A 13,573-nucleotide genomic window follows, 5' to 3' on the forward strand; every position below is an offset into this window, starting at 1 on the left:
CGGTTGGCAAATTATTGAGCAAGAGATAGACCAAGACCATATCCATGTATTAATTCGTTACTCCCCAAAATGGAGTATTCTTGAAATTGTTAGGTTGCTGAAACAACTTACGACTTATCGAATATGGCAAAAGCATAACGAATATCTTTCCCGACATTTTTGGAAAGAACGCACCTTTTGGAGTGACGGTTACTTCGTATGTAGCATTGGAAATGTTAGCAAAGAGATTATTCAAAAATACATTCAAACACAAGGTAGTTAGGGCTTACATCCCCTAGCCTAAAGGCGTAGGGGTTTTACGCCCCTCTTATAAATCTCCTTCAATATCTGTTTCCGTTTTCCTGATCCAACTTACTTTATTAATGGAAGGCAAAAATTTCGGTTGATAATCCCCTTTGTCTTTCGGTGGGTTCGTCATTTCCACTTGCTTTTGTCCACTTAAATCTAAATTATATAGTGATGGTTTTGGTCGTTTTTTAGGGTCATTCGACCATTCGCTTTCTTTAACTCTTGAAACGATAAGGGAATTGTCATCAACCCACGTAAATCCCATTTCAGAATAATTAGGCGGTGTTAAAGTTAGCGAGTGATAGGCCGGAAGTTCCGTCACTTTCAGATCCTTATTTTTAAAACCAAATACGATTCTTCCTCCTCCAGCGATATAACCTAACAAATTTTTGTGATAAGCCCATTTTGGATCGTCTAAATGAAGGATGATTTCATCAATCGTTTCAAATTCTTTACCATCGGCAGAAATAACACAAAGCATATTGCTATCCATTGACATAGAAGCTGTTGGAGAGACAATAAACGAAATCCATTTCTCATTAGGTGCATAATTAAAATCCCTTGCATAAATAGACATGACCTCAACGCTATCTTTTGTCACTTCTTTCGGTATGACAAATAATTCTTTTACATGATTCGTTAAACTCGTTAAATTTTTATAACCATCTTTTATTGAAATCGTATAAAGAATTGGATTTAACCATCCAGTTGGATGAATTGTAGCACTGGAAGAAGCAATAAACCCTTTCCCATTTGGCTTCCATTCATAATCGCTTATTCCTAAAGCGATGTTATAAAACGATGTTAAATCAGAGATATTTAACACACCACCACTTTGAAACGCCACAATATTTTCTGTAGGAGACCATTTCGGGTTGTATGCATCATAAAAAATTTTCCGATGTTCTTTTTCTTCAAAATCGTATACCCATAATTCATATTGTGTTTCTTGATTAGATCCAATTGTTACCATCACTTCTTTTAAGTAAAGAATCATTTTTCCATCGTGTGACCAACTAGGTGGATAAGGGTATGTAGCTTTTTCATTTGTCAGTTTAACTTCTTCGTCATTTATTTTCAGCCACAAGTATCCATCTCGAACAAAAGCAACTTTAACAGGTGTTGTGTTCGCTTCTACTTGACTCAAGACAGGAAAAAGAACGAATATAATAGTTAAGATTTTTATTAGTCGAATCATATAATCACCTCTTAACTATTATCCATCCTTAGTAGAAGAAATATTTAAACAATTTGCTGTTAGGGTATGTAATGATATTCGTGCAGGCTTCATGAGAAAGAAGATGATGCTTTTAATGCTCCAAAAATGCTTCTGTAGTTTTTCATGCGGGGAGTCAAACACTCACTTGAAGAAGAGAAAAAATTAATGAATGAACTCGCTTCACTATTCAAGCAATTAGTGGGTGAATCTTCATTCAATGGGGATTCTCTTTGATCCCCATTGAATGTAAATCCATAAAGGATCAATTTAAACTCACAAGATGTAATGCCCTTTATTTACTTTCCCACAAATTTATACTTGTACGTTTTCGATGACTAATGCGATTCCTTGTCCACCACCGATGCATAAACTCGCTAAACCATACTTTAGTCCTTGGCGTTTTAATTCGTACGCTAATGACAAGGTAATTCGTGTACCACTTACTCCAACTGGGTGACCTAATGCGATTGCGCCACCGTGTACATTCGTTTTGTCTCGATCTAAACCAAGTTCCTTTTCCACTGCTAAATACTGAGCTGCAAACGCCTCATTAATTTCGATTCGGTCTATTTGATCTAGCGTTAGGCCTGCACGGTTTAGTGCTAATTTAATAGCAGGTACAGGTCCTATTCCCATCATTTTAGGGTCAACTCCAGCTATCCCCCATGAAACTATTTTAGCAATTGGTGTCTTATCTCTTTTTCTAATCTCTTCTTCATTAGCAAGAATGATTGATGCAGCTCCATCATTGATTCCACTTGCATTACCAGCTGTCACAGTTCCATCCTTTTTAAAAGATGGTTTAAGCTTAGAAAGCTTTTCGAGTGATGCATCAAGCTTTACGTGCTCATCTGTTCTAATCTCTTGCGTACCCTTTCTAGATTGTACTTCAACTGCTGTTATTTCTTCAGCGAATATTCCAGACTCAATGGCTTCCTTTGCACGTAAATGACTTAGTAAAGAAAATTCATCTTGCTCTTCCCTTGTAATTTCATATTTTTCAGCTAAATTTTCTGCTGTCATCCCCATCCCAATGCCTATATAATCATCAGTTAAAGTTTTTACTAGCATATCTTCAAATTCTAAAGAACCAAATTTCATTCCACTAAATCTGCTGTTGAAGTTAGAATGAGGAGACGAGCTCATATTTTCCACACCCCCGACAAGGGCTACCTTCGATTCCCCTAGTAAAATTCCTTGAGTAGCTGAAACAATCGATTGCATACCTGACCCACAAAGACGGTTAACTGTTAGAGCAGGTACTTCTACTGGAATTCCTGCCTTTAATGCAATATGACGTGCGAGATAAGCTGCATTTGGTTCTGAATGAATCACATTTCCATAGACCACTTGATCAACATCTTCTGAAGAAAATCCAGATCTTTTTAATGACTCAATGGCTGTAACAGCACCAAGATCAGATGATTTTACTGACTTTAGCGAACCACCAAATGATGTGAATGCTGTTCTCGCACCATCAATCATATATACATTTGACATTTATTTTCCTCCTATATACACATTTAGGAATCTGTACAATCAAACTTCTTCGTTATTACTAAAATCGGCACGTGTTCACACTGCTAAAAGTTATTGAATCACTTTTTCTAACTTTTTCACGAAGGAAAGGGAATCTGTATATGATTGCTTTAACTCTTCGACAATCTCCGCAACAGACTGTTCCTTTTTAATGCTTGTTACACCATGTCCTGCTGATACAATGTCTTTCCATGCTTTTGCGTTTGATTTATTCATTTTTGAGAAATCAACCGATTTTTTATCTGGTAAATGATCCGGATCCAATCCTGCTTTTTTTATACTCGGAATTAAGTAATTAGCTTTTACACCACTAAATACATCTGTATAAATAATATCCTCAAATGTAGAATCCACTAACATCTTTTTATACTCATCCTGTGCAAAGCTTTCGGATGCAGCTATGAATCTAGTCCCCATGTATGCGAAATCTGCTCCTAACACTTGAGCCGCAAGAATATCGTTACCATTTGAAATGGAGCCAGCTAGCACAATGATTCCATCCCAGAATTCTCGAACAGATGAGATAAATGCCATTGGATTTATAACACCGCTATGTCCTCCTGCACCTGAACATACGAGTATTAAACCATCCACTCCTTTTTGAACCGCTTTCTTAGCGTACTTCAGATCAATGACATCCGAAAATACAAGTCCACCGTAATCGTGTACTACATCCGTCACTAGGCTCGGATCTCCAAGTGATGTAATAACGATAGGAGGCTGATATTTTTTCACCAACTCCAAATCTTCTTTATAGCGCTTATTCGAGCTATGTACAATCAGATTTACTGCCCATGGCCCAATTTTACGATGAGGTTCCCTTACTTTTGCAGCCGATAGTTCATCCGTAATTTCTTTCATCCATTCTTCTAAAATGTCAGAGGTTCGAGCATTTAATAGTGGAAATGAACCAATGATTCCAGCTTTACATGATTCTATGACCATTTTAGGGCTTGAGACGAGAAACATTGGTGCCGCAATAACTGGTAATTCCAGCTGATCAGATATAGAACAAGGGATTCTTTCATTCATCTTTTTTCACTCCATTCACTCGTTACGATTCTAACTTATTAGATTTTACTAAGCATTGAGTAATTCTTAAAAATTTCTTGTCCATCTTTCTTTTAAGTTTCATTTTTATTGTACACGATAGAAATTTAAACACCAAGAATATTGTTTGTTTTTTCTGAATTTTTTAATTTTTAATTTCTAGAATAGTGGAAAATACAAAAGCTATTAATTTAAGAAATCGCTTTAAAACGAGGCAATATGATAGGACATCATTAATCCTTTTTAGCCCCTTCTTTTACTTTTGGGATGAATAGGTCATACAACTCCAATGCTTAGCACTTGTTCGCTTCCCTTCCCATCCCATATTTTTCAGTTCTTTTGCTAGTAGCCTATTAAAAAACCCGTGCCCGACTAAACATACCGTATTATGTTCCTCCGCATATTCAACGAGTAATTGCGCTGCTTTTTTTGACCTTTGTTTTGCCTCCTTTAAGGATTCGCAACCATTTGAATAACCACTTAGCCATAAGCTTCTCATAACAACTAACCAATAATTTGGTATTAACTTTAAACCTTTCAAGTTCACAGAAGGTAAAGGTAGTTCGGTTTCATTGAACAACGAATTCGATATAAGCTCTACTTTTGGGCTGAGTAGTTTAGCTGATTCGATCGCTCTTTTTAAATCACTTGTGATAACGAGATTAGAAGATTGAATTTTTTCAGTTGTCAGAGAGGGGTATATCGTTTCTTCAAACACTCCATGTTCATCATAGCTTTTCACCCAATCATGAAATTCTTTACTAGAAATACGTCTGTTTTCAGTGAATTTAGACCTTCCATGCCTAATTAATGAAATTTCCATCACGTTCTCCTCTTTATAATAGTTTTAATGAGTACAACAGCACTCTCTTTTCCACTTAATTATATTACTTAGTTTTATTACTTGGTACTAATTTTCTCTCAATAAATTTAAAAAAGGCGCTTCTTTCAAAAAAAGAGCGCCTTCCAAGGTCAAATTTAATTCAAAGCTTTTTTAAACACATAGCTGACTTTGTCATAGTTCATTTTATCTTCGTAAAAACGGTGTGCGTTTGTCCGTTGTAAGCCTGAAGATAAAGCAACACTTTCATAATTATGTTCTTTTGCCCAATTATGAACATATGTAAGTAATTTTTCCCCGTACCCTTTTGACCACTTATTCGCGTCTGTAACGAAATCACAAATCCAAACAAACTTACCGTAATAAAGGGTGATCATTGGCTGAAACCCAACCACAGCAACCATTACATCTCGATCATATAACGCGAACATTTTGTACCCTTCTTTTTCCTGTGCCTCTCTTACTAGATTCAGATAGGTGCTTTCGTCAAGATGAGTACGCAGCTGCTTCATGACTGGATACGCTTCAATAATTTCCTCATGTGACGACAGTTCTTTCACTGTTAACGTCTCCATATATAACCACCTCCGTTTTTCACCAAAGAATTAGGAATGTATGTACTCTTTTATTTTTTCATTATAATCCAAAACATCCCCTCCGTATTTAATCGTGTTTTCTTTATTCCGTTTGTAAACTAACAAAAACGCTATCGAAAAATTTCACATTCGTAATGCTACAATTTCTTTAAATTAGACTTAATTGGCAGAAGTATATCAACAGTTGTCCCTTTATCAACTTCACTATCAATAAACATTTTTCCTTTATGTTCTTCAACTATTTTATAGCAGATCATTAACCCTAAGCCTGTCCCTTTTTCTTTTAAACTGTAAAAAGGTTCACCTAAATGCAAAATACGTTCCTTTGGAATCCCACAACCATTGTCAATAAATCGAATTAAAACGTGGGCTTCATCATTTTTCATCACTTGAATTAGAATATCTCCCCCCTTATTTATTGCTTCAATCGAATTTTTTATAATATTGATAAACACTTGCTTTATTTGATTTTCTTCACATTCAATGACGGGAATATCTCTTTCGGTTTCTACTTTCAGCTCCACGTTACTTAATATTGCTTCCGGTGAAACAATGACCATAACCTGTTCCAACAGTTTATTTAAATCAATGGTTCGTATTTCCTTTACTTGAGGCTTAGCTATCGCCATAAATTGATTCGCTATCGAATCTATTCGATCAATTTCTGATAACATCACATCAAAATACCATTTCTGCTCTTCGTTACTGCTTGATTCAAGCAGCTGCATAAATCCTTTAAGTGATGTTAATGGGTTACGGATTTCGTGTGCGATTCCGGCAGATAATTGTCCTACTACCGCAAGCTTTTCTGACATTCGCAGCAAATCTTCTGTATTCTTTAGTTCGGTAATATCCCGTCCTATGACAACAAGACCATTACGTTTTCCATCACGTTTATAAATCGGTACTTTAATCACATCAAAAATAGCCTTCTTTCCATTTTCAAGCGTAATATGTTCTTCTCCCCTTATCATATGCCCACTTTCCCACACTTTTTCATCCGTTTCTTGACACATGCTTAACGTTTCTTTGTTCAATAAATTATAATCAATTAATTCAGAATTTGTTTTCCCTTTGTATGGAACACCTCGGAAGTTATAACAAGATAATGTAAATTCATTTGCTTCAAGCCACCTTCCTTTACCATCTTTAAATATGACAATATCCGGCATTGCGTTGATTAATGTTCGTAATCTTTTTTCACTTTCTTTTAAAGCTTCTTCCATCCGTATACGTTCAGAAATATCTCTCATAATACTAACGAATCCTATAACATCACCTGAACCATTTACAATCGGTGATATAAAGTTGCTAACGTTAAGAAATTGATTGTCCTTTGTTTTTCGGATCGTTTCAAATGACATCACTTGTCTTTCATTTTTCATTTTTTCGATCCTATTCTCAGTATCTTCCATTAAATATTCCGGAATAACTGGGCATTTATTCCCGATTAACTCTTGTTCAGTCCAACCAAATACTTGTTCAAATGCTTTATTCACTTTAATGATATGCAAATGGACATCTATAATCGAAATCGCATCTACTGTATTATTAAGGAATAAATCTAATTGTTGTTTCATTGACTTTAACTCTTCTTTTATTTGTTTATCTTTCGTAATGTCTTTTACAATTCCATATACTCCAACAATTTCATGATTAACAATAATCGGAAAACTTTCAACGCTTATGTCTACTCGATGTCCATTTTTATGCCGAGTAAATGTTTCAAACTTTTGAGGTATTCCTCTTGTTGTCCTTTTAAAATATTGATAATCCTTATCAAAATTATCTTTAGCAATAAGTGTGTGAATAGACTCTTTACAAATTTCTTCAATTGAATATCCGATCAACTTCTCAGCAGCTGGATTCGCATCAATACAGCGTCCTTCAAGATTAAATGAAAAAATTCCATTTGGATTATGTTTAAAAAGGGATTGATAAAATTCTTCTTTCATAATAGTCTCCAATTGATTATTTTTTTCTTTATTACACGAATAATGAACTTCTTTTTCTTTTATGCGTCTTATGCTTACTGACATGTCTTTAATAAGGGTCATTGCTGGAGGAATAACGTGTACAACAGAACCGATTTGAGTTCCTCCGTACATATATGGTGTTAGCTCAAAGCTCCATCTTCCATTTTTATAGTTAACTTCCCAGTTAGTTTTTGTAAAGGGTGATAGGTTTGTAAAAGGGGCACCGGTTAGATTTTTGTCCGAGTCAATGAAACCGTTCTCATACATAACGGGTGATGCTTTAACTACTTTTAAGCCGCGATCAATAACCATCATCGGAGTATGGGAAACTCCTGAAACGCTTTGATAATGTTCAAGTAGCTTGAATCGTTCCATCTGCAAATGGGTATATAATGATTTTTCAATATTTCTTGCAGCCTTTTTTATAACGGATAAAAAATGAGGGTGCTTGGCTGTCCATAAGCCCGTTAAGTCTATAACACCGATTAATTTATTTGTGGCTGGATCTCGAACAGGAGCTGCAAAGCATGTCCATTTTTGTACTTCTTGACAAAAATGTTCCCCAGCAAATATTTGAACCGGCATCCCAGTAGCTATTGCCGTTCCTATCGCATTTGTACCTGCACGATCTTCAGACCATGAAGATCCCGTGGCAAAATTCATATCTTCCGCTTTTACCATCAATGGAACAGGTCCATCTAAATAGACGATATCGCCATCACCGTTACAAAATGTAATTAAAAGTCCAGAATCCGAATAAATTTCTTTCAAATTTTTTAGTACTGGCTCTATAGCCCAAAAATAAGGATTCGTTGATAAATACTCCTTGATTTGCTCTTCTTTAAGGTTCATGGAAGTTTTGGTTTGAAAAGGACTGACACCATGATTCATGCAGCGTTTCCATGAATCATGTGTAATCGGGCGGACTGTTGGTATTGAAGTATGACCTGAGAGGAACAGTTCCCATTCTTGTTGAAGTTTTATTTTTTCTAGTTTTAGGGAGGTCGAAGATTCTATAGGTATTAGTAGTTTTTTTTCCACATCAAAACCTCCATTCGTTATTATGTTCTTTTGAGCATGGCATTCAAGCCTTTAATTAAATCCACTCCATATTTTCAAAAAAATTTAAACATTTTTATATATTGTACTACAATTCCTACTATTCTAATAGTATATATCTTTAATTTATCCCCATTAAGAAACTTTGTGATCAGCACTTTTCGCCGATAACTTCTATATTATTAACCGCTAATCAAACAATCCTTTATTTCAGCATTCTCTAAATCAATCACTGCTTGCATCCTACCATTGAGATGTGTAGTATGCTCACCTGCCCCCCTCCCCCTGCCAACGCTAGTTAATCAGTTCTTTAGATTTATATCTTTAAATTTTATTAAAAAATGACAAAAAAGATTGCACTTTTTGAATTTTCTGTTATATAATACTATACAACAAACAATATCTGTATTAATACAGTTGGGGGCGTGAAGAAATGAAATCATTACAAGAGAAAGCGTTAGATATTCACCGGTCATTACAAGGTAAGCTTGAGGTAACATCTAAAGGGAAAGTAAACACAATAGAAGATTTAAGCTTACTTTATTCTCCAGGGGTTGCAGAGCCATGCAAAGAAATTCATGAAGATGAAAACAAGTTATATGAATATACGATGAAAGGAAATACGGTTGCAGTCGTCACGGATGGAAGTGCTGTGTTAGGGCTTGGGAATATTGGAGCTGCAGCATCACTTCCCGTTATGGAAGGGAAAGCGATGTTATTTAAAGAATTTGCAAACATTAATGCCGTTCCGCTTTGTATTGATACAAACGATGTAGAAAAAGTAATTGAGACGGTTAAGCTTCTTCAATCATCCTTCGGTGGCATTAACCTTGAAGATATTAAAGCTCCAGAATGTTTTATCATCGAAGAACGACTTAAAGAAGAGTTAAACATCCCAGTATTTCATGACGATCAACACGGCACAGCTATTGTAACAGTAGCTGCCCTAATGAATGCATTAAAAATCGTAGAAAAAGAGTTTCCTTCCCTTAAAGTTGTGATCAATGGTGCAGGGGCTGCTGGTGTAGCTATTGCTAAACTCCTCCTCAAATTAAATGTTCAAAACATCATTGTTTGTGACTCGAAAGGTGCTATTTACCATGGTAGACCAAATGGAATGAATGAAATGAAAGAACAATTAGCCTCCATCACAAATCCGAGCTTACATAAAGGAACTTTACAAGATGTTATTCAAGAGGCTGACGTCTTTATCGGTGTATCTGTGAAAGGTGCTTTGACGAAACAAATGATTCAATCAATGAATCACGATCCGATTGTGTTTGCAATGGCCAATCCTGATCCCGAAATCCATCCAGATGACGCAAAAGAAGCTGGTGCTAGAATTGTAGGGACAGGGCGCTCTGATTTCCCAAATCAAGTGAACAATGTACTCGCTTTCCCTGGCATATTTAAAGGTGTTTTAGATGTTAAAGCAAAATCGATTACGGAAGAGATGAAAATTAGTGCAGCAAAAGCCATTGCTTCATTAATATTAGCGGAAGAGTTAACAGAGAATTACATTATTCCGCATCCTTTTGACAAGCGAGTCGTTCCTGCTGTAGCAGAAGCAGTTGCTTCTGTAGCAAAAAAAGATGAACAAATTCTTTTATAATAGCTTCAAATTATGTGAAACTTCTTTTAGACTTAATACGTAATACTACTTAGACATCATAAATGAGGTGACACTTTGTTTGACATCGTATTTATATCAGAAGCGGTTTCACTGGCATTTTCTATACAACTTTATATAGTCATTACACTATATCTTGTTCACTATATATGGAACGATACGAGACAATATGTAGCGAATTCAGCGGGATTTGAGCCCATTAATATAGAAAAAAACGCAATAATTGAGCATGGACAACTACTCATACGCCCGCTTTATATTCTTAAGTACCTTATACACTTTGCCAAACGAAAAGAAGGCAAAGATGATGATGAAGACCATGTTTTCCTTCTCTCTTAATAGGCAAAATAGATGAGGAGGAAAACAATTGAAATTCGTAAAAAACTTTAGCATTTTCATCATGATGTTCATCTTAACAGGTTGTAGCATGAATGGGACAGATCAAAACGGGGGCTTTTTTCACACCGTTCTTGTTGAACCATTTTCTTTTGCTATTGAAACGATCGCTTCCATCTTTCATGATAATTACGGGATTGCTATCATTATCATTACCTTGATGATTCGCTTATTGTTAATGCCGATGATGCTCAAACAACAGAAACAACAAAAAATCATGAAAGAAAAAATGGATTCAATCAAACCGAAAATGAATGAAATTCAAGAAAAATTAAAACGTGCGAAAGATCGCGCAGAACAGCAGCAAGTACAATTAGAAATGATGAGCTTATACAAAGAAAATGGGATTAATCCATTATCTGTTGGATGTTTGCCGCTTGTTATTCAAATGCCGATTTTGATGGGACTCTATTATGCAATATCAAGCTCAAATGAAATTGCTACACATTCCTTTTTATGGTTTGACTTAGGCTCACCTAATATCGGACTAGCCCTTATGGCTTCGGCAATATATTTTGTTCAAACGAAAATATCGCTTCAAAACATTCCGAATGAACAACAGCAAGGGCCTATGAAGATGATGATGTTTATCTCTCCAATCATGATTGGGTTATTTTCATTAGGTGCACCAGCTGCCTTACCTCTTTACTGGGCCGTTGGCGGACTGTTTCTCATTCTCCAAACGTTGATTAGCCAGAGGCTCTTTTCTACAAAAAAACAAGAACTTGTACAACCAAGTGTCGAAAAGTAAATAATGTAAAATGCAAGTATTGTAGATTTCTTGATAATGTGCTAACCTTTTCGTGAGACATAAACACTCCTTTGTAGGGTATGGGGTGGCGCTTTTATTCTACCAAGGAAGTTTGTTTATGGCTCTTTTTATGCACTTTTTCGTTTGTAAATGTGTGTAAGTATTTTTGCTCATCTCAAGTTATAAGAAAAAACCTTGAAGGAACTTACTTCCATTCAAGGTCAACTTTATCATCCATAATATTATGAAAGTTATAATACAATATCTTGATAACCTACTTCTTCTACCATTTCATCCTCAATTTTTATTCCCATTCCATTGTCAATATCCCAGGAGACATCGCAAAGTAAACCTAATCTTCTTTTTCCATTCTTTCTTACTCTTCTTACAATTAATTCAACTGGCTTCACTATTCTCTTTAAATCTGAAATAGAATCAATCTTTGGTGCTAATTTATCTGCTTCTGATTCATTACCTAACATCTCTCTATACTCTTCATAGTTCTCAATATAGTAATCGTAAACTTGCTTTTCAGCCTCATGTATTATGTTTTTCATATCTTGATTAAAGTTAATAAATGCTTCTCTTTGCACATTTGAAAAATCAGCATTTTCATGTGCATCAACACTTAAAAGTATTTCTTTTTCCAAACCAAACATTCTAATGGTTGTTTTCCCTCTCCAAAAATTGTTTTTATATTCAAGCTTTCCAAATAATTCATCATTAATCATGACCATCCCAATTACTCTCCTAACTTAACTTTTATATTATATTCTCCAACTCCACCCAAATGTTTAAAAACACTATTGATTTTACTTGGCACCAATTGTATTGTTTCCAAGTCGTTAAGTTCATGCCAAGTATATTTATTATCTTCTCGCCAATCAGCTATATCTTCTGCTGTCCACTTTTGTTCTGGTGTACTCCACTTTTTAGCCAATTCTTCATCAGCAGTCGAAAAGTTTGATTTTCTATCATTAGTCATATTTTCTAATTTAATTTCACCTTTGGAAAATGGAGAAAAGTCTGGCATTCCGTTTTTATACTCAACTCCATCAACACCAGCTTCATCAAGATATTTTTTTATTTCACCGGTCTTATCGGATATAAATAACGATTCTGCTCGTTCGTTACTCCATTCACCTTTATTAACAGGGGTAGTTTTTACCCTTTGTTCATAAGAACTGTATTTAGGGTCTACGTCAAAACCTCTTGTAAAGTCTATTTGCCTATTATTACCCGCACCCTTACCAACTCCCCCAACACCCTCAGCTTTCATCATTAGATTCTCTTTTGGCACGTGCTGAACGGTGTCTGCTGCATTTGATCTCGTAATCCCTTGCGCTCCTGCAAAGCTAAGGCTGTCGGTAAGATCAAGTTTTAAAGCTCGGGATGTATCTCCAATAACTTGACTTCCTTTTGCTTGGATGTCTTTCCCGATGTTCTTGAAGTCTGTTGCTAGGTTGGTGGCGTCTTTTGTGACACCGTCTGCGCCTTTTACTGTGATGTAGCCGGCACCTAGTCCGAGAAGTCCTTGGACAAAGCTTGCCTGCCGCTGTTCTTCTGTTAATTTGTTCCCAAACATGTCATAGCCGGTGATGTATTCACCGAAGCCATTGGCACTGGCCAGGCCGTATAGGCCCATTTCTGTTTTTTGCAGAACGTCAAAGGTTTTCGTTGTTTTATAAGTATCGAGTGCTTGGGAAGCAGCGTTAATGCCTTTTGTCGTTTTGTAAATCGCTTTTCCGCCTTTAAAGGCTTTTCCTGCCCAACCTATGAGCGGAATGAAGCCCGCTGCTGCCATGGCGGCTGCTTTTACGCGGTCAGCCTCGGATAGTTTTTCGCCGGTAATGGGGTCGATTCCTTCTTTTGTTCTCTTATAATCATAATACCCGGTGAACTCACCTGTAAAGGTTGCAATCCCATCCCACGTTTTTTCATACCAAGGTTTGTTCGCTTCTTCCTCTGCTTTCTCTTTCAGGTCACGGACTTCCGCTTGCTCTTCTTTTGTTTTTATGTATGCTTCGGTCGCTTGATCAACTTCATCTTTTACTTGGTAAATGTCACTGCGATGATAAGCCTTTTCATCAAAATACATCGGGGAAGTAGCGCCACCTTTTGTCGTTGCGTTCATTAGCTCCCGATATAAGTTGATGACAAGCCCTTGATTTTTTTCCGATACGGCATATTCATGTAGCCATTGTTGGTCAAGCTCCCCAACCTGTTGT

12 protein-coding genes are annotated in these 13,573 nt (G+C 36.1%); 4 read left to right on the top strand and 8 right to left on the bottom strand.

Annotated elements, in window-relative coordinates; genetic code table 11:
- The coding region (gene tnpA, locus MLD65_RS17455; protein ID WP_243293098.1) for an IS200/IS605 family transposase at positions 1 to 262 on the top strand (262 nt) is incomplete at its 5' end.
- 45 nt (positions 263 to 307) lie between these two features.
- On the opposite strand, the gene MLD65_RS17460 is transcribed toward tnpA, so the two are convergent.
- The 6 genes from MLD65_RS17460 to MLD65_RS17485 all read right to left on the bottom strand — a co-directional run bounded on the left by MLD65_RS17460 (position 308) and on the right by MLD65_RS17485 (position 8,550).
- On the bottom strand, positions 308 to 1,486 hold the full coding sequence (locus MLD65_RS17460) for a TolB family protein (protein WP_243293099.1): 1,179 nt from the start codon (positions 1,484 to 1,486) through the stop codon (positions 308 to 310).
- 333 nt (positions 1,487 to 1,819) lie between these two features.
- Positions 1,820 to 3,007, bottom strand: a complete 1,188-nt coding sequence (locus tag MLD65_RS17465) for an acetyl-CoA C-acetyltransferase (protein WP_243293100.1) — start codon at positions 3,005 to 3,007, stop codon at positions 1,820 to 1,822.
- A gap of 90 nt (positions 3,008 to 3,097) precedes the next feature.
- Positions 3,098 to 4,078: an NAD(P)H-dependent flavin oxidoreductase gene (locus MLD65_RS17470; RefSeq protein WP_243293101.1), complete on the bottom strand. Its 981-nt coding sequence runs from the start codon at positions 4,076 to 4,078 to the stop codon at positions 3,098 to 3,100.
- Positions 4,079 to 4,352: 274 nt separating this feature from the next.
- Positions 4,353 to 4,919: a histidine phosphatase family protein gene (locus MLD65_RS17475; RefSeq protein ID WP_243293102.1), complete on the bottom strand. Its 567-nt coding sequence runs from the start codon at positions 4,917 to 4,919 to the stop codon at positions 4,353 to 4,355.
- A gap of 155 nt (positions 4,920 to 5,074) precedes the next feature.
- Entirely contained in the window at positions 5,075 to 5,512 is a 438-nt protein-coding gene (locus MLD65_RS17480; protein WP_243293103.1) for a GNAT family N-acetyltransferase, read from the bottom strand.
- Positions 5,513 to 5,670: 158 nt separating this feature from the next.
- On the bottom strand, positions 5,671 to 8,550 hold the full coding sequence (locus tag MLD65_RS17485; RefSeq protein WP_243293104.1) for a PAS domain S-box protein: 2,880 nt from the start codon (positions 8,548 to 8,550) through the stop codon (positions 5,671 to 5,673).
- A gap of 451 nt (positions 8,551 to 9,001) precedes the next feature.
- Between MLD65_RS17485 and MLD65_RS17490 the strand changes: the two genes are divergently transcribed.
- The 3 genes from MLD65_RS17490 to yidC all read left to right on the top strand — a co-directional run bounded on the left by MLD65_RS17490 (position 9,002) and on the right by yidC (position 11,345).
- Positions 9,002 to 10,180 (top strand): NAD(P)-dependent malic enzyme, encoded by a 1,179-nt coding sequence (locus MLD65_RS17490; protein WP_347709321.1) that lies wholly within the window; start codon positions 9,002 to 9,004, stop codon positions 10,178 to 10,180.
- A gap of 75 nt (positions 10,181 to 10,255) precedes the next feature.
- Complete coding sequence (locus tag MLD65_RS17495) at positions 10,256 to 10,537, top strand: hypothetical protein (RefSeq protein WP_243293105.1); 282 nt, start codon at positions 10,256 to 10,258, stop codon at positions 10,535 to 10,537.
- A gap of 28 nt (positions 10,538 to 10,565) precedes the next feature.
- A complete protein-coding gene (gene yidC / locus MLD65_RS17500) occupies positions 10,566 to 11,345 on the top strand; it encodes a membrane protein insertase YidC (RefSeq protein WP_243293106.1) in 780 nt (259 codons plus the stop codon).
- 251 nt (positions 11,346 to 11,596) lie between these two features.
- Here yidC and MLD65_RS17505 read toward each other — a convergent pair whose 3' ends face one another.
- On the bottom strand, positions 11,597 to 12,082 hold the full coding sequence (locus MLD65_RS17505) for a DUF6985 domain-containing protein (RefSeq protein WP_243293107.1): 486 nt from the start codon (positions 12,080 to 12,082) through the stop codon (positions 11,597 to 11,599).
- A gap of 5 nt (positions 12,083 to 12,087) precedes the next feature.
- Positions 12,088 to 13,573 (bottom strand): pre-toxin TG domain-containing protein (locus MLD65_RS17510; protein ID WP_243293108.1); only part of this gene is annotated, 1,486 nt, incomplete at its 5' end.

Origin of the sequence: Bacillus sp. FJAT-47783 (assembly GCF_022808615.1) — a bacterium.
In the GTDB taxonomy this organism is placed as follows: domain Bacteria; phylum Bacillota; class Bacilli; order Bacillales; family Aeribacillaceae; genus Bacillus_BZ.

Bases quoted from the DNA above. Each gene is read 5' to 3' on its own strand.
- MLD65_RS17460 (WP_243293099.1), bottom strand. From the start codon at position 1,486: ATGATTCGACTAATAAAAATCTTAACTATTATATTCGTTCTTTTTCCT.
- MLD65_RS17465 (WP_243293100.1), bottom strand. From the start codon at position 3,007: ATGTCAAATGTATATATGATTGATGGTGCGAGAACAGCATTCACATCA.
- MLD65_RS17470 (WP_243293101.1), bottom strand. From the start codon at position 4,078: ATGAATGAAAGAATCCCTTGTTCTATATCTGATCAGCTGGAATTACCA.
- MLD65_RS17475 (WP_243293102.1), bottom strand. From the start codon at position 4,919: ATGGAAATTTCATTAATTAGGCATGGAAGGTCTAAATTCACTGAAAAC.
- MLD65_RS17480 (WP_243293103.1), bottom strand. From the start codon at position 5,512: ATGGAGACGTTAACAGTGAAAGAACTGTCGTCACATGAGGAAATTATT.
- MLD65_RS17490 (WP_347709321.1), top strand. From the start codon at position 9,002: ATGAAATCATTACAAGAGAAAGCGTTAGATATTCACCGGTCATTACAA.
- MLD65_RS17505 (WP_243293107.1), bottom strand. From the start codon at position 12,082: ATGGTCATGATTAATGATGAATTATTTGGAAAGCTTGAATATAAAAAC.